The organism is Nonomuraea sp. LP-02, from assembly GCF_036289125.1.
Taxonomy (GTDB): domain Bacteria; phylum Actinomycetota; class Actinomycetes; order Streptosporangiales; family Streptosporangiaceae; genus Nonomuraea; species Nonomuraea bangladeshensis.
Genome location: NZ_JAXCLK010000001.1, coordinates 1,858,472 through 1,883,688, shown reverse-complemented (window position 1 = coordinate 1,883,688; position 25,217 = coordinate 1,858,472). Strand labels below are relative to the sequence as shown.

The window sequence follows — 25,217 nt, the reverse complement described above, 5'->3', positions numbered from 1 at the left end:
TGTGCGGAGCATGGAGCTGTCCGGTCGGGCCGTCCCGCCGCCGTTCGTCCGGCTGGCCGCCCACGAGGTGCGCTGGCGGCTGCTGAGCGAGCTGGCGCGCGGCGACCTGCGGGTGCGGGAGCTCGTCGCCCTGGTCGGCGAGCCACAGAACCTGGTCTCCTACCACCTGCGGCTGCTGCGCTCGGCCGGGCTGGTCACCGCCCGCCGTAGCAGCTTCGACGGCCGCGACAGCTACTACCACCTGGACCTGGAGCGCTGCGCGGACGCGCTGGCCGCCGCCGGCGCCGCTCTGCATCCCGCGCTGCGGCTGTCCCCCGCCGAGACGGCCGAGACCGCCGACGCGGCGGGGGCGCCCTCCGTGCTGTTCCTGTGCACCGGCAACAGCGCCCGCTCACCCGTCGCCGAGGCCCTGCTGCGCCACCGCGCCGGCGGCCGCGCCGAGGTGACCAGCGCCGGCAGCCACCCCAAGGCCCGCCTGCACCCCCACGCCGTACGCGTGCTGCGCCGCCGGTACGACATCGACGCCGCCGATCAGCGCCCCCGGGGCCTGGACACGCTGACCGGCCGCCGCTTCGACTACGTGATCAGCCTGTGCGACAAGGTCCGCGAGGTCTGCCCCGACTTCGCCGGCCACCCGCGACGCCTGCACTGGAGCATCCCCGACCCCGCCGCCGACCAGGACGGCTACCCCGCCTTCGACCGCACCGCCGCCGAGATCGACACCCGTATCCGGCACCTGCAACCCGTCCTCTTCCCCGCCCCACGCCAGGAGGTCCGGCCATGACCACAGCCGACCAGGTCGCCAGCGTCCGCTACATCGTCGACGACGTCCGAGCCGCCGTCGACTTCTACACCGCCCACCTCGGCTTCACCGTCAACCTCAACGCCGCGCCCGCCTTCGCCGACGTGGTACGCGGACCGCTGCGGCTGCTGCTGTCCGGCCCCACCAGCTCCGGCGCCCGCGCCACCCCCGCCCGGGACGCGGGCGCCGGCCGCAACCGCATCCACCTGATCGTGGACGACCTGGACGCCGAGGTCGCCCGGCTGCGCGAGGCGGGCCTGCCGTTCCGCAGCGACGTGGTCACCGGCCCCGGCGGGCGCCAGATCCTGCTCGCCGACCCCGCGGGCAACCTGGTCGAGCTGTTCCAGCCCGCCCCCTGAACGCACCAGAACGGGCGACAGTATCGTGGGCCGGGATCGGGGTCCGGGGAAACGGGAGGTCACCGTGGCGGGCACGTCCGCCGGTCAGGACCGGTTGGAACGGCGGCTGGGCCTGACCGACGCCGTCGTCATCGGGCTGGGCTCCATGATCGGCGCCGGCGTCTTCGCCGCCTTCGCTCCTGCGGCGCGCGCGGCCGGCTCGGGGCTGCTGCTCGGGCTGGCGCTGGCCGCGCTGGTCGCCTACTGCAACGCCACCTCCTCGGCGCGGCTGGCCGCCCGTTATCCCACCTCCGGCGGCACCTACGTCTACGGGCGCGAGCGCCTGGGGGACTTCTGGGGCTACCTGGCCGGATGGGGTTTCGTGGTCGGCAAGACCGCCTCGTGCGCGGCGATGGCCCTGACCGTGGGCGCCTACCTTTGGCCCGAGCACGCGCACGCGGTCGCGGTGGCCGCCGTGGTGGCGCTCACCGCGGTCAACTACGCGGGGATGCACAAGACGGTCTGGCTGACCAGGGGGATCGTCGTCGTGGTGGTGTCCGTGCTGGCCGCGGTCGTTCTGGCCTGCCTGACCTCCGGCGCCGCGGACGCCGCCCGCCTCGACGTGACCTCGGAGGCCACCGTCGGCGGGGTCCTGGAGGCGGCGGGTCTGCTGTTCTTCGCCTTCGCCGGCTATGCCCGCATCGCCACGCTGGGCGAGGAGGTCCGTGACCCGGCCTGGATCATCCCCCGGGCCATCCCGCTCGCGCTCGGCCTGACCCTCGTGGTCTACGTGGGGGTCGCGGTGGCGGTCCTGAGCGTGCTGGGCGGCACCGGCCTGGGCCTCGCGACCGCTCCGCTGGCCGAAGCCGTCCGCGCCGCCGGGCTGCCCGCCCTGGCGCCGGTGGTCGGCGTGGGCGCCGCGGTGGCCGCGACCGGTTCGCTGCTGGCGCTGATCCTGGGCGTGTCCCGTACCACGCTGGCCATGGCCCGCGACCGGCACCTGCCGCACGCGCTGGCCGCCGTCCACCCCCGCTTCAAGATCCCGCACCGCGCCGAGCTGGTCGTCGGGGCGGTCGTGGCGGTCCTGGCCGCCACGGCGGACCTGCGCGGCGCGATCGGCTTCTCCTCCTTCGGCGTGCTGGTCTACTACGCCATCGCCAACGCGAGCGCGTGGACGCTCACCCGCACCGAGGGCCGCCCGGCACGGCCGATCCCCGCGGTCGGCCTGGCCGGCTGCCTGGTCCTGGCCTTCGCCCTGCCGCTCTCCTCGGTGATCGCCGGGGCCGCGGTGCTGGCCGCCGGCGCGGCCGCGTACGGCCTGCGCCGGGCGATCACCGCGCGCTCGGCGTAAGCGAGCGCGCCGGGCAGGGGGAAGCATTACCTCCGCTGCCGCGTCGGATCACCGGCGACCGGGCAGGCATGCCGTGTTGGACTGGCTGGGGACCGGAGCGGACGATGAGCGACGCAGCACGGGACGACCGCGCGGCACCGGACGTGCGCCGCCGTAACGTGCTCGGCCTGCCCGTCGCCCTGGCCTGCGGCACGGTGGTGTCGGCCGCGTGCGCGACGTCCACCCCTGCCACCATCGGGAAAAAGGCCGAAGAAGAGGTGCCGGTCACGCCACCGGAAGACCTCATGCGCGAGCACGGCGTGCTCAAACGCATCCTGTTGATCTACCGCGAGGGCATGCGGCGGATCGGCGCCGGCGAGGCGGTGCCGATCCGGCCCCTGCACGCCGGGGCCGGCATCATCCGTACGTTCATCGAGGAGTACCACGAGGAGCTCGAAGAGCGTTACGTCTTCCCGCGCCTGGTCAGGGCCGGCAAGCTGACCGACACCGTCTCCGTCCTGGTCCGGCAGCACCAGCGCGGCCGCGTGCTGACCGGCCGCATCCTGGACGTCACCGCCAGGCCCGTCCCCAAGCGGGCCCGTGGCGACCTCGCCGCCGACCTGGCCGCCTTCGTCCGCATGTACGAGCCCCACGAGGCCCGCGAGGACACCGTCGTCTTCCCCGCCATGCGCGAGGTCGTCCCGCCCAAGGAGTTCAGCGAGATGGCCGAGACCTTCGAGGACGAGGAGCACCGCCGGTTCGGCCCGGCCGGCTTCACCGGCGTCGTCGGGCAGGTCGCCGACATCGAGAAGACGCTCGGCATCTACGACCTGAACCAGTTCACCCCTCGCAGATGACCCTGCCGAACGCTGACGGGACGGTCCTGCCGCGCGCCCTAAACTGCCGGTCATGGCACCAAGACGCAGGCGCGACCCTGCGGAGTCACGCGCCGAGCTGGTGGCGGCCGCGGCGGAGCTGATCAGGCAGCGGGGCCCGGACAACGTGAGCCTGCGGCAGATCGCCGAGGCCGCCGGGGTGGCCCACGGGCTTGTGTCCCACTATTTCGGCAGCTATGCCGCCTTGGTCAGGGAGGTGCTGCGCGTCGAGAACGACCGCATCGAGGCGCGGGTGCGCGAGCGCATCGGCGCCGAGGGCGGCGTGCCACTGGCGGCGGACATCATGGACGTGGTCTTCGACACCCTGGCGGACGAGCGCTACCTGCGCCTGTTCGTCTGGGCGGAGATGCACGCCGACTACCGGGGCGCCACGCGGCCGGAGCTGGTGGAGCTGGTCGACACGATGGAGGCCGGGATCAGGGACGCGCTCGCGGGCCGGCCGACGCCGAGCCGGTCGCGGATCGAGGCGGTGGTGCTGATCGGGCTCTCGGCCGCGTACGGCTTCGCCATCGGCGGCCGGTCGTGGCTGGCGGGCCTGGGTCACGACCCCGATGACCCGGCGCACGCGGCGGAGTTCCGCGTCCAACTCGCGCGGATGATAGGCGCCCACATGGTGGAGGAGTCCGGGGCGGAGGCGGCCGGCTAACTTGTTCTCCAGTTGGAGAATAAGATGGTCCTGCCCCCGCTGATCCCGCAGACAGGACCGAGAGCATGGCCGAACACCCCGACCGTCAGACCCGCCCCTCCGACGAGGAGCGCGAGCAGGCGGCCCGGCGGCTCCAGAACGCCGCCGCCGCGGGCCGGATCGAGCTGGCCGAGCTGGACCAGCGGCTGAGCGAGATCTACGGGGCCCGGACCCATGGCGAGCTCACGCACGCGGGCCGCGGCCTGCCCGAGCCGGCCAGGACGGACTCGCTGGTGGTGGCGGACGAACCCGGCTCCCGTTTCGCCTTCAGCGTGTTCGGCTGGTTCAGCCGCAAGGGCCGCTGGGTCGCCCCGCGGGCGTTCACGTCGTTGTCGATGTTCGGCGGCGGCGAGATCGACCTGCGCGACGCCCGCTTCGCGAGCCAGGAGATCCGGGTGCGCGCCTTCGCCCTGTGGGGGTACACGGAGGTGATCGTGCCCGATGACGTGGAGGTCGAGGTCAAGGGCTTCGGCCTGTTCGGCGCGTTCGACAGGAGCGCCGTCCGCAGCAGGCGGGGGGCGCCGCGGATCGTCGTCAGCGGCCTCGCCCTGTTCGGCGGCGTCGGCACGAAGGCCAAGCCGGCATCCGGACCGTCCTGACGGAGCGGTGGTGGCGGGCCGGGCCCGTCCATGTCACACTCACTGTTATAGAACTCTCCTCAGAGTTCTATACGATGGGAGTATGGCATGCGAAATGTGCTGCCCTGGCGAGAGCCGGCCGGGACGATGGGCGAGCCCCTGACGCGGGGCCGGTTCGGCGAGTACGGCGGACGGTACGCCCCGGAATCCCTCGTGGAGGCGTGCCGCGAGGTGGACGAGGCGTTCCGGGAGGCGTGGGCGGATCCGGGGTTCCGCGGCGCCCTGGCGCGGCTGCTCGCCGTGCACGCCGGGCGACCGACCCCGCTCACTCCGGCCCGCCGGCTGTCGGAGGCGCTGGGCGTGGAGCTGTACCTCAAGCGCGAGGACCTCACCCACACCGGATCCCACAAGATCAACAACGTGCTGGGCCAGGCCCTGCTGGCCACCCGGATGGGACGGCGCAGGCTGATCGCCGAGACCGGCGCGGGCCAGCACGGCGTGGCCACCGCGACCGCCGCCGCCCTGCTCGGGCTGGAGGCCACGGTGTTCATGGGCGAGCGTGACATCGAGCGGCAGGCGCTGAACGTCTTCCGCATGCGCATGCTCGGCGCCGAGGTCGTCCCGGTGACCACGGGCAGCCGCACGCTCAAGGACGCCACCAGCGAGGCCATGCGGCACTGGGTGGGCGCGACCGCCGACTCCCACTACTGCATCGGCTCGGTCGTCGGGCCGGATCCGTACCCGTGGCTGGTCAGGGAGTTCCAGCGGGTCATCGGCGACGAGGCCCGCGCGCAGTGCGCCGCCGAGCTGCGGACCGGCGTGCCGGACCATGTGGTCGCGTGCGTCGGCGGCGGGTCCAACGCGGCCGGCACGTTCGCCGGGTTCGCCGACACCCCGGCGCGGCTGGTCGGCGTCGAGGCGGAGGGCGGCGCGGGGGCGGCCCGCGGCCGGCTCGGCGTCCTGCACGGCTCCCGCTCGCTGTTCCTGCAGGACGACGACGGGCAGATCCTCCAGGCGCACTCCGTGGCCGCCGGGCTCGACTACCCGGGCGTCGGCCCGGAGCACGCCCACCTGCGCGACCTCGGCCGGGCCCGCTACGTGACGGTGACCGACGACGAGGCGATCGCCGCGGCGGTACGGCTGGCGCGCACCGAGGGCATCGTCCCCGCGCTCGAGTCGGCGCACGCCCTGGCCTGGGTGATCCGCGCGGCGGGCGACGGGGAGCTGGCCGCGGGATCGACGGTGCTGATGACGTTGTCCGGCCGGGGCGACAAGGACGTCTCGACGCTGAAGGAGCTGCTGTGACAAACTCCGCCCTGACCGCCGGCGCGGTCGAACGCCACCTGCGCGCCCGCCGGGACGCCGGCCGCGGCCTGCTCATGCCGTACGTCACCGCCGGGATCACGCCCGGCTGGACCGACTACCTGCGGGCGTTCGCCGCAGCCGGGGCGGACGCGATCGAGGTCGGCCTGCCCTTCTCCGACCCCACCCTGGACGGCGTCACCATCCAGCAGGCCAGTCAGGCGGCACTCGACCGGGGGGCGAGCACCCGCCGGATCCTCGCCGACCTGTCCGGGCTGCCGGACCTGGGCGTGCCGCTCGTCGTCAGCACCTACTACAACCTGGTGCTGCACGACGGGCCCCGGGCCTTCTGCGAGGCGCTGCGCCGGGCCGGGGTCGGCGGCCTGATCGTGCCCGACCTGCCGGTGCACGAGGCGGACGAGCTGACGGACGTCGCCGCCGTCACCGGGATCGAGCCGGCCCTGCTGGCCTCGCCGTCCACGCCGCAGGAGCGGCTGGCGGAGATCGCCCGCCACAGCCGCGGATTCGTGTACGCGGTGTCGGTGATGGGCACCACCGGTGAGCGGACCGCCCTCGCCGCGTCGGCGGCGGAGCTCACCGAGCGGATCAGGCGCGTCACCGACCTGCCGGTCTTGCTAGGATTCGGCATCTCCACCCCGGACCAGGCACGCGAAGCCCGCCGGCACGCCGACGGCGTCGTGGTCGGCGCCGCGGTCATGCGGCGGGTGCTCGACGGGGCCGGACCGGACGACCTGCAGTCGTTCCTCATGACCCTGCGGCAAGCTCTCGACCAGGAGTGTGACCGACCACGATGACCCCCGACGCCGGGCACGAGGCGAGATACCGCGCCATCGCCGCCGACCTCGCCGCGAAGATCCGGTCGGGACAGTACGCCCCCGGGGAGGCGCTGCCGCCGCAACGGGAGCTGAGCGCCTCCTACGGGGTGACCCTCATGACGCTGCGCCACGCGCTGCGCGAGCTCAGCGACGAGCGGCTGATCGTCCAGCGGCCCGGAAAGGGCACCTTCGTCGCCCCGCCCCACCTGGCCTACCAGCTCGACTCGCTCCGCAGCCTGGCCGACGACCTGCGCCGGCAGGGCCATGACGTGCGCACCGAGGTGATCGGGCGGGCGGTGCGCAGGGCCCCCGCCGGGATCGCCGCCGAGCTGCTGCTGCGTCCGGGCGACAGCGCCCTGCGGCTGGAGCGGGTCCGCGAGTTCGCCGGGCGGCCCGCCGTGCACCAGGTGTCCTGGGTCCGCCGGCCGGTGGCCGACGAGATCCGCGACCGCGACTTCGCCGCCGTCTCCCTCTACACGGCCCTCGCCGACGCGGGGGTGACGGTCGCCCGGGCGTCCGAGGTGGTCCGGCCGGGGCTGCTCGACGCGGCCGCCGCCCGCCATCTCCACGAGCCGGAGGGCGGCCCGGTGCTGGTCAGCACGCGGATCACGTACGCGCTCGACGCCACGCCCGTGGTGTCCGACCACGCCACCATCCTCGGCAGCATGATGGAGATCCGCACCGAACGCGCCGCCACCGGCCTCTCCCTCACCTGGGGCGCCACGAGCTGAATGCCCGGCGCGCTCAGCCGCCGGACGGAGTTCTCTTGCTACGGGCATACCGAGTATGCATACTGAGTATTCATGTCGATCAGACACGGGCTGCTCGCTCTGCTCAGCACGGGGTCCCGCCACGGCTATCAGTTGCGGGTCGAGTTCGAGGCGTCCACGGGGGCGACCTGGCCGCTCAACATCGGCCAGGTCTACACGACGCTGTCCCGGCTGGAGCGTGACGGCCTGGTCGAGCCGGGCGAGTCGGACGAGCAGGGCCGGGTCGTCTACACGATCACCGCGGCCGGCCGGGAGGAGCTGGCGCGATGGTTCAGCACCCCCATCGTCCAGTCCGACCGGCCGCGGGACGAGCTGGTCATCAAGCTGGCCATGGCCGTCGCCGCCGGCCGGGCGGACGTCGCCGAGGTCATCCACAAGCAGCGGACGGCGACCATGCGCGCCCTCCAGCAGCTGACCACGGCCAAGCGCGCGGCCACGGACGGAGCGGCCCAGCGGCTCGTGATCGACTCCATGATCTTCCAGGCCGAGGCCGAGCAACGGTGGCTGGACCACTGCGAGGCCGTTCTGAAGGAGGAGAGATGACCTACGTACGGCTGGACGGGGTGACCCGGGTCCACGGGGAGGGAGCGACGGCCGTGCACGCGCTCAAAGGCGTGAGCCTGGAGGTGGACGTGGGCCAGCTGGTCGCGGTCATGGGCCCGTCCGGGTCCGGCAAGTCGACCCTGCTCAACCTCGCGGGCGGGCTCGACCGGCCCACCTCCGGGACGGTGCACGTCGGCGAGCAGGACCTGGGGGCCGTACGCGATCTGGCGGCGCTGCGGCGGCGCAGCGTCGGCTACGTCTTCCAGGACCTCAACCTGATCACGTCGCTGACCGCGGCGGAGAACGTGATGCTGCCGCGCGAGCTCGACGGCGTACGGTCGGGCCGGGCCAGGGAGGAGGCCATGGCCGTGCTGGCGGAGGTCGACAGCGCGGACCTGGCCGACCGCTTCCCCGAGGAGCTGTCCGGCGGGCAGCGTCAGCGGGTCGCGATCGCCCGCGCCCTGGTCGGCGAGCGGCGCCTGCTGCTGGCCGACGAGCCGACCGGAGCGCTCGACACGCGCACCGGCGACGAGATCCTGCGGGTGTTACGCGCCCGCTGCGACGCGGGCGCGGCGGTCCTGCTGGTCACCCACGAGCCGCGCTACGCCGCCTGGGCCGACCGGGTGGTGTTCCTGCGCGACGGGATGATCGCCGACACCACGGACACGCCCCTGGCGAGCGCCCGATGAGCGCCCTTCTGGCCGCGCTGCGCATCTCCCGCCGGAGCGCGTGGCGCTCGCGGGGGCGCAGCGCGCTCATCATGGTGATGATCGGCCTGCCGGTGCTGGTGATCACCGGGCTGTTCACCCTCGTCGAGACCATGCACGTCTCCGCCCGTGAGGGGCTCGCGGCCGAGCTCGGCGCGGCCGACGCCCGCATCTGGCAGGCTCCCGCGGGCTCGGAGCTCCGCCAGGAGCCGAACGGGGCGAGCTGGAGCTCGGGCGACGACGGAGCGTCCGCCGTCCGGCGCAGCCCGTCCGAGGTGGCGGCCCTGCTCGGGCCCGGCACCCGGCTGGTCCCGTTCACCACCGGCGTGTTCCAGCCGGGGGCCGAGCGGATCGACGCGCTGCGGATCGACCTGCGCGACCCCCTCACCAAGGGGATGCTGACGCTGACCGAGGGCAGGCTGCCCGCGGCCGGGGAGGTCGCCGCGACACCCGCGTCCGGCCTGCGGCCCGGCGAGGTCCTGCGGATGCCCGGCGCGGCCCCGCTGACCGTGGTGGGCGTGGTCGAGCACCCGCACCGGCCCTCGCTCCGGCAGGTCGTGGGTCCTGACGTCTCGCCCGTGCAGGTGGAGGAGTTCTGGTCGCCGCACGAGTACGGCCCGGGCTGGCTGGCCGACACCCCGAGACCGGTGACCTGGAACGACATCCCCGCGCTGAACGCGGCCGACCTGTACGTCACCTCCCGCGCCATGATCTCGGACTCGGTTCGCATCCTGGTCCGTATCGGCCCGATGAACGTCGCGGGGACGGCCGGGCTCGGCGTCATGGTGATCATGGTGGTGCTGGAGACCGTACTGCTGGCCGGGCCGGCCTTCGCGGTCGGACTCAGGAGACGGCGGCGGGAGCTCGCCGAGATCGCGGCGCAGGGCGGCTCCGCCGCGCATCTGCGGACGATCGTGCTGGCCGACGGGCTGGTCCTCGGCGGTGCGGCCACGTTCGTGGCGACGGCGCTCGGCGTCGGGGCCGGCGCGCTCGGCGCCCCGATCGTGGCGCGATGGACGGCGGGGACGATCGGCCCGGTGGACGTGCCATGGGCGGCGGTGCTGGCCGTGGCCGCGCTGGGCCTGATCTCCGGGATCACCGCGGCGCTGGTGCCCGCCGTCCAGGCGGCCAGGCAGGACACCGCGAGCGTGCTGGCCGACCGTCCGCCCGCCGCCGCCGACGGGCCGGGACGTCCCCTGGCCGGGGTCGTGCTGGTGCTGGCCGGGCTGGGGGCGACCGTGGTGGCGCGCCGCCAGTCGGAATCGGTCTGGGTGTGGGCCGCCGCGGTGCTGATCATGATCGGGCTGCTGGTGCTGACCCCCTGGCTGGTCCGCTTCACCGGGCGGGCGGCCACGCGGCTGCGGCTCCCGCTGCGGGTGGCCGTCCGCGACGCGGTCCGCCACCGCTCCCGTACGACGAGCGCCGTGGCGGCCGTCATGGCGGTCACGGCCACGGCCGTCGCCATGGGCATCGGCGCCCAGAGCCAGACCATGGACTGGCGCAAGGCCTACACCTCGGCGCGCCCGACCGGCATGCTCGCGATCTGGGGCGGCACCATGAGCGACGCCACCTGGAGCAGGCTCCGCGCGGAGGCGGCCCGCCAGCTGCCCGGAGTGCCGCTGGCCGCCGGCTACCAGGCGCAGGACGCCCAGGGCCGCCGCTACGCGCTGCGGTACACCGTGAAGTGGAACGGCATACGTACCCGTCGCACGGCGGCCATCGGTGACCGGGCCCTGCTCCGGCTCCTCCAGGGGCGGGACGACCCGCGGGCGGCCGAGGCGCTGGCGAGCGGCAAGGCCGTGGTGTTCGACCCGGCCGCGGTGCGCGACGGCAAGCTGGCGCTGCGGGCCGGCTCCACGTCCGGTCCCCCGCGCAAACTCGAGGTGCCGGCGGTCGTCGCCGCGCCCGCCGACGAGCACCAGGGCGGCGCCCTGCTGCCGCGCGCCCTCGTCGAGCAAGCGGGGTTCGCCACGGCGGAACGCCAGCTCTACGCGATGCACCGGCCGCCGGCCGGCTCCACGCTGGGGCGCGATCTGGCCAAGGTGACCGGCCGGGTCACGGTCGCCTCCGAGGAGGGCTACCGCAACCTGCCCAGTCCCGGCCTGTGGGGCTGGCTCGTGGGCGCCGTCGTCCTCGCCGCCGGCGGCACGCTGGCCGCCACCGGCCTGGCGGCGGCCGACATGCGGCCCGAGCGGGCGACGATGCTGGCCATCGGCGCGCCGCCGGCGACGTTGCGGCTGGTGGTGGCAGGTCAGGCGCTCTACGTCTCCGGGCTCGGCGCGCTGATGGGGCTGGCCGCGGGAACGGTGACGGGCGTGGCGCTCAGCCGGCCGATGACGACGCACGGAGCCGGGGATCCCGCCACGATCGCCGTGCCGTGGCCGTTCGTGATCGCCGTGGTCGCGGGGCCGCCCCTCCTGGCGACGGCGGCGGCGCTGATCACCAGGACCAGGCTGCCCCTAGCCCGCCGGCTCCAGTGACCCGGCACCGCCCCCGGGCAGGAGCGCGCGCAGGCCGGCCGTGTCGATGACGTGGGCCAGCCGTGGGAAGACGCCGGTCATCAGCGCCTGGTGGACGTCCGGGTCCGGGTCGGCGACCGCGTCGGAGAGGACGTAGAGCCGGTAGTCGCGGTCGGCGGCGTCGGTGACGGTGGACAGCACGACGCCGCTGGTGGTGACGCCGGCGACGACCAGGGTGGTGATCCCGCGCTCCCGCAGCCGCCGGTCCAGGTCGGTCGTGGACAGGGCGCCGACGCGGGTCTTGCGCACGACGATGTCGCCGGGCTCGGGGGCGAGCCGGTGGTGGACGGCCGTGGCGGGATCGGCGTGGTGCAGGAGGCGCTGCCGGCCGAGGAAGGAGAAGGTCTCGTTGGCCGGCGGGATCGCCGCCCAGTCGGCTTCGGTGAATCCGACCCGTACGTAGGCGACGGCGGCGCCGTGCGCGCGCAGGTCGGCGATGGCGCCGGCCACCTGCGACAGCGGCTCGGCCGGGTCGGGGAGCGCGGCCAGGGTCGCCTCCTGGTAGTCCAGGACGAGCAGGGCGGTCGTGCGGGGGTCCAGCGGCGGGACGGTCATCGTCTTTCTCCTTTTGGATGGTGTCAGGCAAGGTGGGAGGCCGGGTCGGGCGAGGGAGCAGCAGCGGGGTCACCAGCAGGAGCACGCCGGCCAGGCCGATGGCCGTACGCGGGCCGAGCAGGCCGCCCAGCACCCCCCAGACGGCGGTGAGGAGCGCGGTCGAGGCCCGGGTCGTCACCGTCCAGGCCGTCAGCGTGCGGGTGACCCGTCCGGACGGAGTGCGTTCGAGGCGGCAGGTGGCCTGGACGGGGTTGAAGACCCCGCAGCAGAAGATGAGCCCGAGCTCGACGCCCATGACCAGCAGGAGTCCCCCGGTGCCCGGCCCCACGAAGGCGAGGCCGGCGGGCCAGAGCGCGCGGAGCACACCGGACGCGACCAGCATCCGGTGCTGCCCGAACCGGGCGACGAGCGGCCGGGCCAGCCGCGCGCCGAACAGCCCGCCGATCGCGGGGAAGGCGAAGGCGAGGCCGTACTGCCACGGCGCGAACCCGAGCTCGCCGAGCATCAGGACGGCGAGCAGCGCGTCGATGGCCATCACCAGGCCGTTGAACAGGGCGGTGTTGAAGAACAGCGGCCGCAGCGTCGCGTCGGCGAGGATGTGCCGCCAGCCGTCGAGCAGGTCCCCGGCCCGCAGGCGGGCGGCCGGCCGGGGCCCGGGGCTCGGCTCCCGGCCGCCGATCGCGCGGATGCCGAGGGCCGAGAGCAGGTAGCTGACCGCGTCGGCCAGCACCGTCGCCACCGGGCCGAGCAGCCCGATCGCCGCGCCGCCGAGGGGCGGCCCGACGATCGTGGTCGTCCAGGCCGTGGACTCGAAGCGGGCGTTGGCGACGAGCAGGTCACCGGCCGGCAGCAGCGTCTTCAGGTAGGCGCCGGACGCGGCGCGGAAGGTGATGTCGGCCGCCGCGGCCACGACCGAGACCAGCAGGAGCTGGACGAAGGTGAGGACGCCGAGCACGTACGCGGCCGGGATCGTCAGCAGCGCCGCGAACCGCAGCAGGTCCGTCCCGATCAGCACCGGCCGCTTGCGCCGGAACTCCACCCACGGGCCGAGCGGCACCGCCACGGCCGCGCCCACGGCCGCCCCGACGGCGGACAGCGCGGCGACCTCCGCCGGCCCTGCGTGCAGCACCTGGACGGCGATCAGCGGGAACGCGCCGAAGGCCAGCCATGTGCCGAGGGCGCTGGTCCCGTACGCTGCCCAGAGCCACCCGAACTCCCGCCCCAGCCGATGCCCGCTCCGCATGCTCGACGCTCCTCGCCGCTCGTCCGCCACAACCGATCCGTGATCGGTGAGCATCAAAGCGTGCGAGGGAGCAGGGGATCAAACAACCCGGATCGGCCCAGCCACAACCAGATGTTGTACCTATAGGGTGTCGGCGTGGATCTCGAAACCGTACGGACGTTCGTCGCCGCCGCCGACGCGGGGCAGTTCCAGGAGGCCGCCGCCGAGCTGGCGATCACCCAGCAGGCCGTCTCCAAGCGCGTCGCCGCGCTGGAGCGCGACCTCGGCGTGCGGCTGTTCACTCGGACCCCGCGCGGCGCCGCGCTCACCATCGACGGGCAGGCGTTCCTGCCCCACGCCCGCGAGCTGCTGCGGGTCGCCGAGCGCGCGGTCGCGTCCGTACGGACCGGCAGCCGGGCGCTGCGCGTCGACGTGCTCGCCTCGCGCGGCGCGGCGTCCGGCCTGATGCGCGCCTTCCACCGGGCCCACCCCGAGATCGAGCTCGGCGTGGTGATGCTGCACGACATCGAGGCGGCCGTCGCCGCCCTCCGGTCCGGCACGATCGACGCGTCCTTCCGCGCCGTCAACACGCCCGGCCGGCCGCTCCCGGAGGACCTCGCGTCCGTACGGGTGCTCGACGAGCCGCTCGAGCTCCTCACCGGCCCCGCGCACGCGCTGGCCTCCGCCCGGTCGGTGACCCCGGCCCAGCTCGCCGGGCACCGCATCTGGATGCCCGGCCTCGCCCCCGGCACCGAGTGGGCCGCCTACTACGACGACCTCGTCGCCGAGTTCGGCCTCACCATCGAGGCGACCGGCCCCAACTTCGGCTCCGACGTGCTGCTCGACACGATCGCCGACACGCCGGCGCTGGCCACGTTCATGGGCGGGCACACCCGGCTCGTCTGGCCCGCCGGCCACGGGCTGCGCCGCATCCCGGTGACCGGTCCCGTGCCGGTCTACCCGCACTCGCTCCTGTGGCACCGCGACAATCCCCACCCCGCGCTGGCCACCCTCCTCGACCACCTCGCCGCCGTGGCGGATCACGGCGGCGCCGGAACGTGGGTGCCGGAGTGGGCCGCGAGGGATCAGTCGAGGAGCTCCACGTAGCCGTCGGTGCCGTTGAGGCGGATCCGCTGCCCGTCCCGGATGAGCCCGGTGGCCCGTTCGACGCCGACGACGGCCGGCAGGCCGTACTCCCGGGCGATCACCGCCCCGTGCGTCATGGGGCCGCCCACCTCCGTCACCAGTCCGGCGGCGGCGACGAACAACGGGGTCCAGCTCGGGTCGGTGTAGGCGGTGACCAGGATGTCGCCCGCCTCCAGGTCGGCCCGCGCCATGTCCGTGACGACCCTGGCCCGGCCCTCGACGGTCCCGGCCGAGGCGGGGAGGCCGGGCAGCGCGCCGGACGGGACGTCGTCCCGCCGGTAGCGGCCGGTGACGACCTCGCCTTCCGAGGTGAGGACCCGGGGAGGGACGAGCGTCTCGTACGACCGGAACGCCGCCCGCCGCTCCGCGACGAGCCCGGCGTCCGCCTCGCCGGTGGTCACGACCTCCCGCAGCTCCTCGAAACGGAGGAAGAAGACGTCGTCCCGCTCGCGCAGGACACCGGACCGGACGAGACGGTCGGCCTCGCGCAGCAACGCCTGCTTGTACGCGAAGTAGCGGCTGATCATGCCGTACTTCGGGTATTCGCGGTAGCCGGTGAAGGCGCGGACACGGTCGATCATCCGCTTGGTCTCCTCCGCCTTCTGGTCCCCGTCGGGCAGGTCGCGCAGCCGCGTCAGCACGTCCTGTTCCTTGCGCCGCGCCTCCTGCAGTCCCTGCTCGAAGTGCCGCCGGCCGGCGCCCGGTTCGAAGTTCCTGACGTTGCCGAGGATGGTGGGCACGAGCATGGCGGGGTTCTCGCTCCAGCGCGTCCTGGTGATGTCGATCTCGCCCGCGCAGCGCATGCCGTACTCGTCGAGGAAGCCCCGGATGGCGTCCCGCGCCTCGCGCCCGCCGGGCAGCCCGGCCAGCTCGTCCAGGAAGGCCGGGCCCTCGCGGCCTTCGTCGGCGACGCGGCGCAGGTGCCCCACGACCTCGGCGTGCGGCCGGACGGCGTCGGCGACGTCGAGGAGCGCCAGCCCCATCTCGGAGGTGACGTTGTGCGGGACCGACTGGGTGAGCACGTCGGCGGCGTTCTTCTCCCCCAGCCACGTCTCCAGGTGGTCGTTGAGCCACCAGGACGCCTCCATGCCCGCCATGATCGCCTGGTAGCTGCGCGGGCTGAACAGACCGCGCCGCAGCTCGGCGAGGTCAGCCAGGATGAAGTCCAGCAGCTCCGGCCCGGACAACGTCGCGATCGTGCGCCGCAGGGTGGCGATGTGCTCCTGGTCGGCCTGGATCAGCTCGGTGACGACGGCCGGATCGGGCTCGGCCGGGGCGGGCGGCACGGGCGGCGCGCCCGTGGCTGGGTCGTCCGGCCGCGAAGGGATGAAGTCGCCGCGGTCGAGGATGGTCCGCAGGGCGTCCCGCATCCACGGGTCGTCCTTGCCCAAGGTCGCGAAGAGCCCCTCCCGGCCCCGGGGCGTCGCCAGCTGGGCGGCCACGTCGACGAACAGCCGCCCGCCTGCCTCGTACATCGGCCGTGGCGTCGTGAGCTGCCACACCGAGAGCCCCAGCGGCTTCATCGCGTCGGTCATCATCTGCTGGTGACCGACGGAGACGTAGACGTGGTTCTCCCCGTCTGCGGTCTCCGGGACGGGGAACAGCGTGGTGATCGGCCGGCTCTGGACGATGTGGACATCGTCGCCGGTCAGGCACCACTCGATGTCCTGGGGGCGGCCGAAGTGCGCCTCGATCCGCCGGCCCAGCCGGGCCAGGGCCACGACCTGGGCGTCCGTCAGGATCGGCCGCGTCTCGGTGGCGAGCGCCGTGGCGCGGACCTGGTCGTCGCGCACCGCGTAGACGTCGCCGGTGACGCGGCCGGAGACGAGCGCCTCGCCGAGCCCCTGGACGGCCTGCACCGTCGCGACCTTGCGGTTGGAGGTCACGGGATCCGCGGTGAACAGGACCCCGGCCGCGTCCGGGTGCACCATCCGCTGGACGACCACGGCCATCAGCACCTTGCGGTCGTCGAAGCCGTTGCGCCGCCGGTAGGTGACCGCCCGCTCGGTGAACAGCGACGTCCAGCACCGCCGGACCTGCCGGACGATCTCCTCCAGGCCCACGACGTCGAGGTAGGAGTCCTGCTGCCCGGCGAAGGACGCGCCCGGCAGGTCCTCGGCCGTGGCGCTGGAACGCACCGCGTACGCGGCCTGCGCCCCGAACCCGTCGAGCGCGTCACTGATCGCCGCCACGAGGTCGTCGGGCATGGTGACGTCCTCGACGGCGCGGCGGATCTCGGCGCTCAGGGCGCGGATCCCCTCGCGGTCGTCCGGATCCACGCGGGACAGCCGGTCGAGCCGGGCGCCGAACGACGGCTCCGCGGTCACCACCCGGCGGAAGGCGTCCGTCGTGACGCAGAAGCCGTCCGGCACGCGGACGCCGTCGATCCGCGAGAGCTCGCCGAGGCCCACCCCCTTGCCGCCGACGTCCGCGAGGTTGGTCGAGTCGATCTGCGCGAAACCCAGCACGTCACCCAATTCGGTTGCTCCATCGTTCGTCGGGTCGGTACGCAACGGGCAAGTATGGAGCACTTTTTTACTTCTCATGAGGGGCGGTGATCTGCTATAGAGTGAAAAGGGAAGGCCCGCATGACCATGTCACGTGCCGGGCCTGATCAGGCCGCTCTCGTAGGCCAGGATGACCAGTTGGACCCTGTCGCGCACGTCCAGCTTGGCGATGGCCCTGGTGATGTGGGTCTTGGCGGTGAGCGGGCTGATGGAGAGCCGCTCGGCGATCTCGTGGTTGGAGAGTCCGAGCGCCACGAGCTCGACCGTCTCCCGTTCCCGTGAGGTGAGGGCGGCCAGCCGCTGTCCCGCGCTGGGCGTGAGATCCTGCCGGTGGGCGAACTGCTCGATGACGCGCCGGGTCACGCCCGGCGACAGCAGCGCGTCTCCCCCTGCGACGGCGGCGACCGCCCGGCGGAGTTCGGCGGGTTCGACCTCTTTGGTGAGAAAGCCGCTGGCTCCGGCCCGGAGTGCGGCGAAGACGTGCTCGTCGGTGTCGAACGTGGTCAGGATGATGACGCGACAGCCCGGAGCGGCCGGGTCCGTGAGGATGCGGCGGGTGGCGGTGATCCCGTCGGTGCCCGGCATGCGGATGTCCATGAGGATGACGTCGGGGCGGGTGCTCGCGGCCAGCCGTACGGCTTCGTCGCCGTCCTGGGCTTCGCCGACGACCGTGATGTCCCGGGAACGGGCCAGCAGGCTGCGGAAGCCGGCCCGTACGAGTGCCTGGTCGTCGGCGAGGAGCACCTTGATCGTCATGCCGTCGAGCCTGCCACAGGGATGTCGGCCCGCACGGCGAAGCCGCCGCCGGCGACGGGGCCTGCGGTGAGCGCGCCCCCGAGTGCGCTCACCCGCTCGCGCATACCGGCCAGACCGTGGCCTTCGGCGACATCGGCGCCATCGGGGATGCTGCGGCCGTCGTCGGTGACCTTGACGGTGATCGAGCGAGGCCGGTAGCCGATCGTCACCTCGGCCTTGCCCGCCCCCGCGTGCTTGAGCGTGTTGGCGAGGGACTCCTGCACGACGCGGTGGACGGCGATGGCGGTGATGGCGGGGACGGCCGCGCGGTCACCGTGCTCGTCGAGGGTCACCTCGAGCCCGGCGGCGCGGGCGTCGGCGATGAGCGTGTCCAAGGAGGCCAGATCCGCCTGGGGCACGGTGTCGCCGGGATCGTCACGCAAGATCGTGATGAGGGAGCGGACGTCGGTCATCGCCCGGTTCCTGACGTCCTTCGCCACGCGTAGCGCGGCGGCGGCCGCTGCCGGGTCGTCCTCCAGAGCGTCGGCGGCGACATTGAGCTGCACGCCGACGACGGCCAGCGTGTGGGCGACGACATCGTGAACCTCGTGCGAGACGCGCAGCCGTTCCTCGGCGGCGTGCGCCCGGCTGTCGGTCTCGCGCAGCCGCTCGCGCCAGCGCGTCGCGGCGGCGTAGGTGAGGCCCGCGGCGATGAGGATCGCCAGGAGTAGCCCTTCCCCCGCGACGTGGATCACGTAGCCGGTCGGGTTGATGTCCAGGAGCCGGCGGGCGTCGACCGCCGAGTAGACCAGTTGGGCCAGGCCGATGACGGGCACCCAGCGCACGCGCGACGTGGTGGCGGCGGTGAAGTAGGCGACCGCGGCCGGCCAGATCCAACCGGCGGGAGACCAGTCCACGGTGAGGTGGTAGACGAAGATCCCGCCGATCGACAGCAGCAGCACGGTCATCGGCCAGCGGCGTCTGACCAGCAGGAGCCCTCCGAGCAGCAGCCCGAGGGGAATCGGGCCATGCCAGGGGTTGTGCACGCCGGTGGCCAGTGCCACGGCGACGAAGAAGACCAGCGTGAGGACGGCGAGCGTGATGTCGGTGATCCGGGCGAGGTGCCGGACAGGCGCGGGTGCGCGTCGTGGGGGTGGTTCGGCCATGCGGAGGCTCTTTCTCGACGAGGGGTGACGGGTTCGGATCAGACGTGGGTGACCAGGAGGGTCACGCCCGCCTCGCCGCCACAGTCGACGAGAACGGGGCCGACGCCGTTGCCGATCGTGGGCGCGAGGGTCGCCTTGGCCACGAATCCCTTCGGATCGTCCTCGACGATGCGGACATTGCGCAGCACCGGGTGCTTCCTGTCGAGCCCGGCCAGCACGGCCTTGAGCCCCTTGCCGCCGCCGCAGTGACCGGTGATCGTCACCTCCTGGCCGCGCCGGGTGGTGGGGTTCGGGCTGACCTGCACCACCGCCCTGGCTCCCTTCGGCGGCTTCGCCGCGGCCGTCGCAGCGGTGGCCTGGCCGGCCTGGGCACCGGCCGGTGCCAGCAGGCCGGCCGTCAGGCTCAGCCCGGCGATCGCGGTCATCACTCTCTTGTTCATGGCGACTTCTCCCGTTCTCATCCTGCTTTCGGACGAGAAAACGCTAGGGCGGGCCGCGGCGGGAGCGCGTCGTCCATCGACTGTCACTTGACCTTGCACCGTTCGGTGTACGCGTTGCACCGAACGGTGCAGGCATCACCAGCGATCCCAGTGCAGCACCTCCTCACGCGGGATGCGGGGAGCGGGCTTGAAGTCGGTGCCGATGGTGAAGGCCAGCGGGATGAAGGCGGCCAGCATGATCTCGTCGTACGGCACGCCGAGCACCTTGGCCAGCTCGGGTTCGAGCGGCCCTTGCGCCGTGGTCCACACCGTGCCCAGGCCGCGCGCGCGGGCGGCCAGCATGAAGCTCCAGACGGCCGGCAGGATCGATCCCCACGCCCCGGCCTGCACGGCCACGGGAGCGCGGTCGGTGCGTCCCTCCACGCCCGGGATGACGAACGCGGGCACCCGGTGGATGTTGTCGGCCAGGTGGCGCAGACCGTCGAAGACCCGCTCGGTGGAGCTGGAGTGGTAGTTCATGCGCCACAGGTCGCGTTCGGTCAGCGGTTGCCCGGAGGCCAGCGGCAGGGCGCGCAGGAAGATGTCGGCCACGGCCCGCCGCTGCTCGGGCTCGGTGACGACGAGGAAGTGCCAGCGCTGCCGATTGCGCCCGGTGGGCGCCTGCACGGCCAGGTCCACACACTCCTCGATCAGCTCGCGCGGCACCGGGCGGGTGAGGTCGAGCCGCTTGCGTACGGCGCGGGTGGTGCTCAGCAGCTCGTCGGGGGTGAGGTTCAGCGTCATGATGTGGTCATTCTCCATCTGCGAGCAAACAATTGGCGGACAGACGGTTGAGACCGTATGCCTGCAAATCATCTGCCGTCAAACAGTCTGTGTGGAGATCGATTCGCGGTAGACTCGCGGCTGACCACACGAGGGAGAGTCATGGCGCCGACGACCAGAACGACGGACCGGGGGACGGCGTACTTTCCGCAGCTCGCCGCCGAGCGGCTGGACATCGCGCTCTGCCGGGCGTCGGCCGCCGTGGCCCGCGCCGCCGACGTGCACGCGACGAAGGAAGGGCTCGGAGTCGGGCAACACCTCGTGCTCCAGATGCTCGACGCCGTCGGCCCCTGCTCCCAGCAGACGCTCAGCGAGGAGCTTCGGATCGACCGCAGCGTCATGGTCGGCATCTGTGACGACCTGGAGAAGGCGGGCCACGTCCAAAGGGAACGCAACCCCCGCGACAGGCGCTCCTACGCCGTCACCATCACCGATGCAGGCCGCCGGCGGCTCACCCAGGCCCAAGCCTCGATCCCGGCCTTCCTCGACGACACCTTCCAGGCCCTCACCCCCGGCGAGCGCGGCCAGTTGAGCACGATCCTCGCCAAACTCCTGCAGGCCGGAGCCGTCAACCCTCGCTGACCCCAGCGTGCCTGCCGGTCACTCCGCGGTCGTGGAGGGCCCGGCCGGGGTTGGGATCCGCCCCCGCCGCCGATCCGGATCGGACGTCCTGTTCCGGAGGTCCGCCAGGTCGGCGGGCCTCCGGGGCGGTGTCAGCTCTGGGGCGGGGTGACGGTGAGCAGGGGGCAGCGCGGGTTCAGGTCGATCCTGGCCAGGTGCCGGCCGCTCAGCGCCCAGGCCTTCCAGGAGCCGGGCTCGAAGTGGAGCTGCGGGTTGGTGTACCAGTCGTCCCCCAGCCCGGTGGCCAGGTGCGTGGCGGTGTCGCTCAGCTCGTAGGCGTTGCCGCCGCCGAAGAACGTGCTGACGAACACCCGGCCGCGGTGGACGGTCAGCTCGCCGTACCCGGACAGGGTCCCCTGGTGCCTGACCGTTCTGGTGGCCAGGTCCAGGGCGATCCAGGCGCCGGAGTTGCGCTTGTACACGCCGTAGAGGAGCCCGTCGTGCACCTTGACGTCCTGGAAGGTACGGAAGCCGGCGACCGGTTCCACCTGCCACAGCACCGTACGGGACCGCAGGTCGAACGCCGCGACCGACGCCGCGGTGTGCACCGGCGGGGTGCCGCCGCCGCCGAGCACGTCGCCGCCGAGGTACACGATGCCCTTGCCGGCGTCCAGCGACAGGCTCATCAGGCTCTGGCCGGGGATGACGCCCTTGTAGACGTCGATGTGGCCGGTGCGGGGATCGACGATCGACAGGGCGCCCTCCAGCTCGGCGCCCAGGGGGGCGGAGGCGACCAGCAGCTTGTCGCGTACGGGGTCGTACTCGATGTCCCAGGGGCGCTGCTGGCCGTGTCCCAGGTAGCCGAGGCTGCGGACCTCGTCGGTGTGCAGGTCGATGGAGATGATGTTCCCGCTGGGGTAGACGGCGGCGTAGATCTTGTCGCCGCGGCGTACGAGGTCCTTCGGCTCTCCGGGGACGCGGAAGCGGCGCTGCTTGCCGGTGCGCAGGTCGCGTACGTCCATGAAGAAGTGACCGCCCACGTACAGGGCGCGGTTCGGCACCAGCAGCATGCTCTGCGGGCGTTCCGCGCCCGCCGGCAGGCCGGCCTCGATCAGGTCGGTGAAGGTCGAGCGCCCGGTGCCCAGGTCGAGCGACCACATGCCGCCGCTGCCCGAGAACCCGACGAGGGTGCCGTCGCCGGTCAGCGCGAGCTTGCGGGTCTCGTCGTCCTGGGAGGGCGGGCCGGCGATCCGGGTGGGGGCGCTGTCGCCGGTGCGGTAGCGGTAGACGGCGCCGTCGGGGCGTGAGGTGCCGTAGACGGTTCCGTCCGGGGCCACGGTGAGCGCGTCGAGGCTGCTGGTCGGGCCGAGGGGGACGTTCCTGGCGTCGGTGCCGTCCTTGCGCACGTCGATGAGGGTCTGGCCGCTCACCGCGAGGATCCGGTCGCCGTGTTCGACGACCACGGAGATGCCCGTCGTCCCTTGGGCCAGCTCGGTGACGGCGCCGGTCGCCCGGTTGATCGCCATGAGCTTGCCCTTGTCGAGCAGGCCCGCGTAGACGTTGTCGGCGTCGGCGGCGAGCGCCCTGACGTAGCGCTCGCCGGTGGCCAGCACGCCGAAGTCGCGTACGGCGCCGGTGGCCGGGACGTACTCCCTGACCCGGCCGTCGGGGTAGGTGCCGGCGTAGATCGTGCCGTCGGGGGCGGCGGCCAGCGACCAGATGTAGCCGCCGTTCTTGCCGAACGAGGCCAGGTGCGCCACCTCGCCGGTGGCCGGGTCGAACCGGTAGAGGTCGGGCACGGGGTAGGTGCCGACGTAGACCTTGCCGCCGGCCACGGCGGTGGCCCAGCCGCCCTCCGGCTCCCCGGCGGCCGGGCCGTCGGGCAGACGCACGCTCCGGACGACCGTGCGGGTGTTCACGTCGATCTCGGCCAGCACGGGCGGCTTCTGGCCGCGGGTGACGACGTAGGCCTTGTCCTGGTGGACCGCGGCGCCCACGATGGCTCCGGTCATGGACGCCGGCCCGAACGTCTCCACCCGTGGCGCGGCGCACGAGGACGGCTGCGCCGGGGCGGCCGCCTGGGCCGGGGACGCGGGTAGGAGCAGGCCGGCGGCCAGGACGGCCAGGACGGCGGGGACTGCGAGGGGTCTGCGCGGCACGGCCGCACCTCCACAAGAGCGTGTTGTCCGATTTTGGCCCCGCAGCGACTCGGCCAGGCCCGGCCCGGGGCTCGGCCGGGCCGGCCGCTCCTCCAGCTCCGCTGTCGTCCGCACGCGGCCTCCTCGGTTCTCGATTTACGGCCCAGACCGTAACTGGACGAAGCTCCGGCTGTCAACGGCGACCAGCTCAGAAGGGGACGGCAGAAAGGAGGAGCCGCGCGTACTTCAGGCCGTGGTCTCAGATGACCGCAGGTTCTCAAGGCCGCGGGTTCGGAAGTCCTCGCGCGCGCGGGCCGGCGCACCGGGACGGGGCCCGTGCACGACGATCGGCGGCGGGCCTTCGACGCGCGGAAACTCCACGTGCGATCCGTCCTGCCGGGACCGGTCCCGGCAGGCGCGGGTGTGGCGCGCCGGCCGAGGTCCGGCCAGGGTTCGGCCCGGATCGGGTGGAACCGCTAGGAGATGGTCACGGTCGGGCAGCGCGGATCGAGACGCACCCGGGCCAGGTCCCGTCCCACGATCGTCCAGGCGTTGTAGGTGCCGGGCTCGAACTGCAGCTGCGGGTTGGTGTGCCACTCGTCGCCGAGCCCGGTCGCCAGCAGCTTCGCCTCCGTCCCCAGCTCGTAGGCGTTGCCTCCGCCGAAGAACGTGGAGGTGAACACCCGGCCCTTGTGAACCTGCAGTTCGCCGTGTCCCGACAGCAGGCCCTGGTGCTTGATGGCGCCGGTGGCGGGGTCCAGGGCGATCCAGGCGCCGAGTACGCGCTTGTAGACCGCGTACAGCAGGCCGTTGTGCACCTTGAGGTCCTGGAAGGTGCGGTGGTCCGGCAGCGGGTCGATCGTCCAGCGCACCTTGCGCTTCTTGAGGTCGAAGGCGGCGATCGAGGCCGTCGTCTTGACGGGCGGAGTGCCGCCGCCGCCGAGCACGTCGCCGCCGAGGTAGACGAGTCCGCGCTCGGAGTCGACGCTCAGGCTCATCAGGCTCTGGTCGGGGATGACGTCCGGGTAGACGTCCATCTTGCCGGTGTCGGGGTCGAGCACCGTCAGGGCGCCCTTCAGCTTCGCGCCGGTCGGCGCGGAGGCGACCAGGATGGTGTCGGTGACAGGGTCGTGCTCGATGTCCCACGGCCGCGACTGGTCGTGGCCGATGTAGCCGAAGCCGCGCACCTCGTCGGTGCGGACGTCGATCGAGATGATCTGCCCGCTGGGGTACAGCGCGGCGAAGACGTTGTTCCCTCGTCGCACCATGGCCTTCGGCTCACCCACGACACGGATCCTGCGCTCCTTGCCGGTCCGCAGGTCGCGCACCTCAACGGCGAAGTGGCCGCCGATGTAGAGGGCGCGGTCGGGCACCAGCAGCATGCTCTGGGTCCGCTCGGGACCGGCCGGGAAGCCGGCGTCGATGAGGTCGACGAACTCGGACTCGCCGCTCCGCAGGTCCAGCCACCACATGCCGCCGCTGCCGGCGAACCCGACGAGCTGCTGCCCCATGAGCTTCAGCGCCCGCGTCTCCTCGCCGGGCGAAGGCGGATCAGCGATCTTGGTGACCGCGTCCTGGCCGGTGCGGTAGGTGTAGACGGCGCCGTCGGGGCGCGAGGTCAGGTAGACGGTGCCGTCGGGAGCCACCTCGAACGCGTCGAGGTTGCCCACGCCGGTGTCGAACTGCCGCTTGTCCGTGCCGTCCTTACGCACGTCGATCAGCGTGCTTCCGCTCGCGGCCAGCACCCTGTCACCGTAGAGCGTGACCGTGCCGACGGCCGCGGGCCCCTGGGCCAGCTCCCTGACGGCTCCGCTGACCCGGTCCACGGCCATCAGCCTGGCCTTCTCCAGCAGGCCGACGTAGGCGGTGGTGCCGTCCACGGCCACGGCCCTGGCGTAGTGCTCGCCCTGGACCAGCACGTCGTATCTGCGGACCGCGCCGGTCGAGGGGACGTACTCCCACAGCCGGCCGTCGGAGGAGGTGCCGAGGTAAAGGACGCCGTCCGGCGCGGCGGCCATGCTCCAGACGAAACCGCCGTTCGCCCCGAAGGAGTGCAGGTGCGCCACCTCACCGCTGGCCAGGTCGTAGCTGTAGAGGTCGGGCACGGGATAGGTGCCGATGTACAGCTTTCCGCCGGCCACCGCGGTGGCCCAGCCGCCTTCCGGCTCGCCGGGCTTGGGGCCGTCAGGAAGCGTCGCGGTACGGGTCACCTTGCGGGTCTCCAGGCTGATCTCGGCCACGACCGGCGGTTTCGGCCCTCGGGAGACCACGTAGGCGTGCCCCTCGTGGACGGTGGCGCCGACGATCGCGCCCGTGACGGAGGCCGGGCCGTACTTGGTGACGGCCTGGGTGAGGCAGCCCGGCGTGGCCGTGGCGTGCGCGGGGGTCGGTAATACCAGAGCGGTCAGGACCATGAGCAGCGCCACACAGATACGCGGCACGGCCGCACCTCCAATAGGTTCGTCCACGCACAATTATGGTCAGGACCGTAATAGGCGAAATGACGGCTCGTCAACATTCAAGGCGCGTCTGACGGTCTTGCCGACGTCGTGGCGCGGTGCGTTCCGGGCCGCGTGGGATGGGTTGCCGCCCAGGGGTGGCGTAGGTCTCCGGTCAGGC

General features: G+C 73.1%; 22 protein-coding genes and 1 pseudogene. 14 read left to right on the top strand and 9 right to left on the bottom strand.

Annotated elements, in window-relative coordinates:
• Positions 1 to 10 precede the first annotated feature (10 nt).
• The 12 genes from SMD20_RS08805 to SMD20_RS08750 all read left to right on the top strand — a co-directional run bounded on the left by SMD20_RS08805 (position 11) and on the right by SMD20_RS08750 (position 11,267).
• Positions 11 to 784: a metalloregulator ArsR/SmtB family transcription factor gene (locus SMD20_RS08805; protein ID WP_329577449.1), complete on the top strand. Its 774-nt coding sequence runs from the start codon at positions 11 to 13 to the stop codon at positions 782 to 784.
• Positions 781 to 1,161 carry a VOC family protein gene (locus SMD20_RS08800; protein WP_329577446.1) on the top strand — a complete coding sequence of 127 codons (381 nt, stop codon included), beginning with the start codon at positions 781 to 783 and terminating at the stop codon, positions 1,159 to 1,161. Before SMD20_RS08805 ends, SMD20_RS08800 begins: the two co-directional genes overlap by 4 nt.
• Before the next feature lie 64 nt (positions 1,162 to 1,225).
• Positions 1,226 to 2,491 (top strand): APC family permease, encoded by a 1,266-nt coding sequence (locus tag SMD20_RS08795; RefSeq protein WP_329577444.1) that lies wholly within the window; start codon positions 1,226 to 1,228, stop codon positions 2,489 to 2,491.
• Positions 2,492 to 2,595: 104 nt separating this feature from the next.
• Positions 2,596 to 3,327 (top strand): hemerythrin domain-containing protein, encoded by a 732-nt coding sequence (locus SMD20_RS08790; RefSeq protein WP_329577442.1) that lies wholly within the window; start codon positions 2,596 to 2,598, stop codon positions 3,325 to 3,327.
• A 52-nt stretch (positions 3,328 to 3,379) separates the two neighbouring features.
• Positions 3,380 to 4,012 (top strand): TetR/AcrR family transcriptional regulator, encoded by a 633-nt coding sequence (locus SMD20_RS08785; RefSeq protein WP_329577439.1) that lies wholly within the window; start codon positions 3,380 to 3,382, stop codon positions 4,010 to 4,012.
• Positions 4,013 to 4,077: 65 nt separating this feature from the next.
• Positions 4,078 to 4,650, top strand: coding sequence for a DUF1707 SHOCT-like domain-containing protein (locus tag SMD20_RS08780; protein WP_329577436.1), 573 nt, complete (start codon positions 4,078 to 4,080; stop codon positions 4,648 to 4,650).
• An 87-nt stretch (positions 4,651 to 4,737) separates the two neighbouring features.
• On the top strand, positions 4,738 to 5,934 hold the full coding sequence (trpB, locus tag SMD20_RS08775) for a tryptophan synthase subunit beta (protein WP_329577433.1): 1,197 nt from the start codon (positions 4,738 to 4,740) through the stop codon (positions 5,932 to 5,934).
• Complete coding sequence (gene trpA / locus SMD20_RS08770) at positions 5,931 to 6,746, top strand: tryptophan synthase subunit alpha (protein ID WP_329577430.1); 816 nt, start codon at positions 5,931 to 5,933, stop codon at positions 6,744 to 6,746. The genes trpB and trpA overlap by 4 nt, the downstream gene beginning before the upstream one ends.
• Positions 6,743 to 7,498 (top strand): GntR family transcriptional regulator, encoded by a 756-nt coding sequence (locus SMD20_RS08765; protein WP_329577427.1) that lies wholly within the window; start codon positions 6,743 to 6,745, stop codon positions 7,496 to 7,498. The genes trpA and SMD20_RS08765 overlap by 4 nt, the downstream gene beginning before the upstream one ends.
• Before the next feature lie 72 nt (positions 7,499 to 7,570).
• Entirely contained in the window at positions 7,571 to 8,080 is a 510-nt protein-coding gene (locus SMD20_RS08760) for a PadR family transcriptional regulator (RefSeq protein ID WP_329577423.1), read from the top strand.
• Positions 8,077 to 8,769, top strand: a complete 693-nt coding sequence (locus SMD20_RS08755; protein WP_329577420.1) for an ABC transporter ATP-binding protein — start codon at positions 8,077 to 8,079, stop codon at positions 8,767 to 8,769. Before SMD20_RS08760 ends, SMD20_RS08755 begins: the two co-directional genes overlap by 4 nt.
• Positions 8,766 to 11,267, top strand: coding sequence for an FtsX-like permease family protein (locus SMD20_RS08750; RefSeq protein WP_329577417.1), 2,502 nt, complete (start codon positions 8,766 to 8,768; stop codon positions 11,265 to 11,267). Before SMD20_RS08755 ends, SMD20_RS08750 begins: the two co-directional genes overlap by 4 nt.
• Here SMD20_RS08750 and SMD20_RS08745 read toward each other — a convergent pair.
• Both SMD20_RS08745 and SMD20_RS08740 read right to left on the bottom strand, forming a co-directional pair.
• Positions 11,247 to 11,861 carry a cysteine hydrolase family protein gene (locus SMD20_RS08745; protein WP_329577415.1) on the bottom strand — a complete coding sequence of 205 codons (615 nt, stop codon included), beginning with the start codon at positions 11,859 to 11,861 and terminating at the stop codon, positions 11,247 to 11,249. The genes SMD20_RS08750 and SMD20_RS08745 overlap by 21 nt on opposite strands.
• Before the next feature lie 109 nt (positions 11,862 to 11,970).
• A pseudogene (locus SMD20_RS08740) lies at positions 11,971 to 13,104 on the bottom strand (MFS transporter); the annotation flags it as partial.
• A 135-nt stretch (positions 13,105 to 13,239) separates the two neighbouring features.
• On the opposite strand from SMD20_RS08740, the gene SMD20_RS08735 reads away from it, so the two are divergent.
• Positions 13,240 to 14,190, top strand: a complete 951-nt coding sequence (locus tag SMD20_RS08735; RefSeq protein ID WP_329577412.1) for a LysR family transcriptional regulator — start codon at positions 13,240 to 13,242, stop codon at positions 14,188 to 14,190.
• Here the strand turns inward: SMD20_RS08735 and rph are convergent.
• The 5 genes from rph to SMD20_RS08710 form a co-directional block, all read right to left on the bottom strand.
• On the bottom strand, positions 14,169 to 16,697 hold the full coding sequence (gene rph / locus SMD20_RS08730; RefSeq protein WP_329592477.1) for a rifamycin-inactivating phosphotransferase: 2,529 nt from the start codon (positions 16,695 to 16,697) through the stop codon (positions 14,169 to 14,171). The two genes, SMD20_RS08735 and rph, sit on opposite strands and share 22 nt — an antisense overlap.
• A gap of 129 nt (positions 16,698 to 16,826) precedes the next feature.
• Positions 16,827 to 17,492, bottom strand: a complete 666-nt coding sequence (locus SMD20_RS08725) for a response regulator transcription factor (protein WP_329577409.1) — start codon at positions 17,490 to 17,492, stop codon at positions 16,827 to 16,829.
• Positions 17,489 to 18,637: a sensor histidine kinase gene (locus SMD20_RS08720; protein WP_329577406.1), complete on the bottom strand. Its 1,149-nt coding sequence runs from the start codon at positions 18,635 to 18,637 to the stop codon at positions 17,489 to 17,491. The genes SMD20_RS08725 and SMD20_RS08720 overlap by 4 nt, the downstream gene beginning before the upstream one ends.
• Before the next feature lie 38 nt (positions 18,638 to 18,675).
• Positions 18,676 to 19,077 (bottom strand): hypothetical protein, encoded by a 402-nt coding sequence (locus SMD20_RS08715; RefSeq protein ID WP_329577403.1) that lies wholly within the window; start codon positions 19,075 to 19,077, stop codon positions 18,676 to 18,678.
• 135 nt (positions 19,078 to 19,212) lie between these two features.
• On the bottom strand, positions 19,213 to 19,860 hold the full coding sequence (locus tag SMD20_RS08710; protein WP_329577400.1) for a nitroreductase family protein: 648 nt from the start codon (positions 19,858 to 19,860) through the stop codon (positions 19,213 to 19,215).
• Between the two features lie 141 nt (positions 19,861 to 20,001).
• On the opposite strand from SMD20_RS08710, the gene SMD20_RS08705 reads away from it, so the two are divergent.
• Positions 20,002 to 20,481 carry a MarR family winged helix-turn-helix transcriptional regulator gene (locus SMD20_RS08705; RefSeq protein ID WP_329577398.1) on the top strand — a complete coding sequence of 160 codons (480 nt, stop codon included), beginning with the start codon at positions 20,002 to 20,004 and terminating at the stop codon, positions 20,479 to 20,481.
• A 131-nt stretch (positions 20,482 to 20,612) separates the two neighbouring features.
• Here the strand turns inward: SMD20_RS08705 and SMD20_RS08700 are convergent, their stop codons facing one another.
• A complete protein-coding gene (locus tag SMD20_RS08700; protein WP_329577395.1) occupies positions 20,613 to 22,619 on the bottom strand; it encodes a PQQ-binding-like beta-propeller repeat protein in 2,007 nt (668 codons plus the stop codon).
• 455 nt (positions 22,620 to 23,074) lie between these two features.
• A complete protein-coding gene (locus SMD20_RS08695) occupies positions 23,075 to 25,039 on the bottom strand; it encodes an outer membrane protein assembly factor BamB family protein (RefSeq protein ID WP_329577392.1) in 1,965 nt (654 codons plus the stop codon).
• Between the last annotated feature and the right edge of the window lie 178 nt (positions 25,040 to 25,217).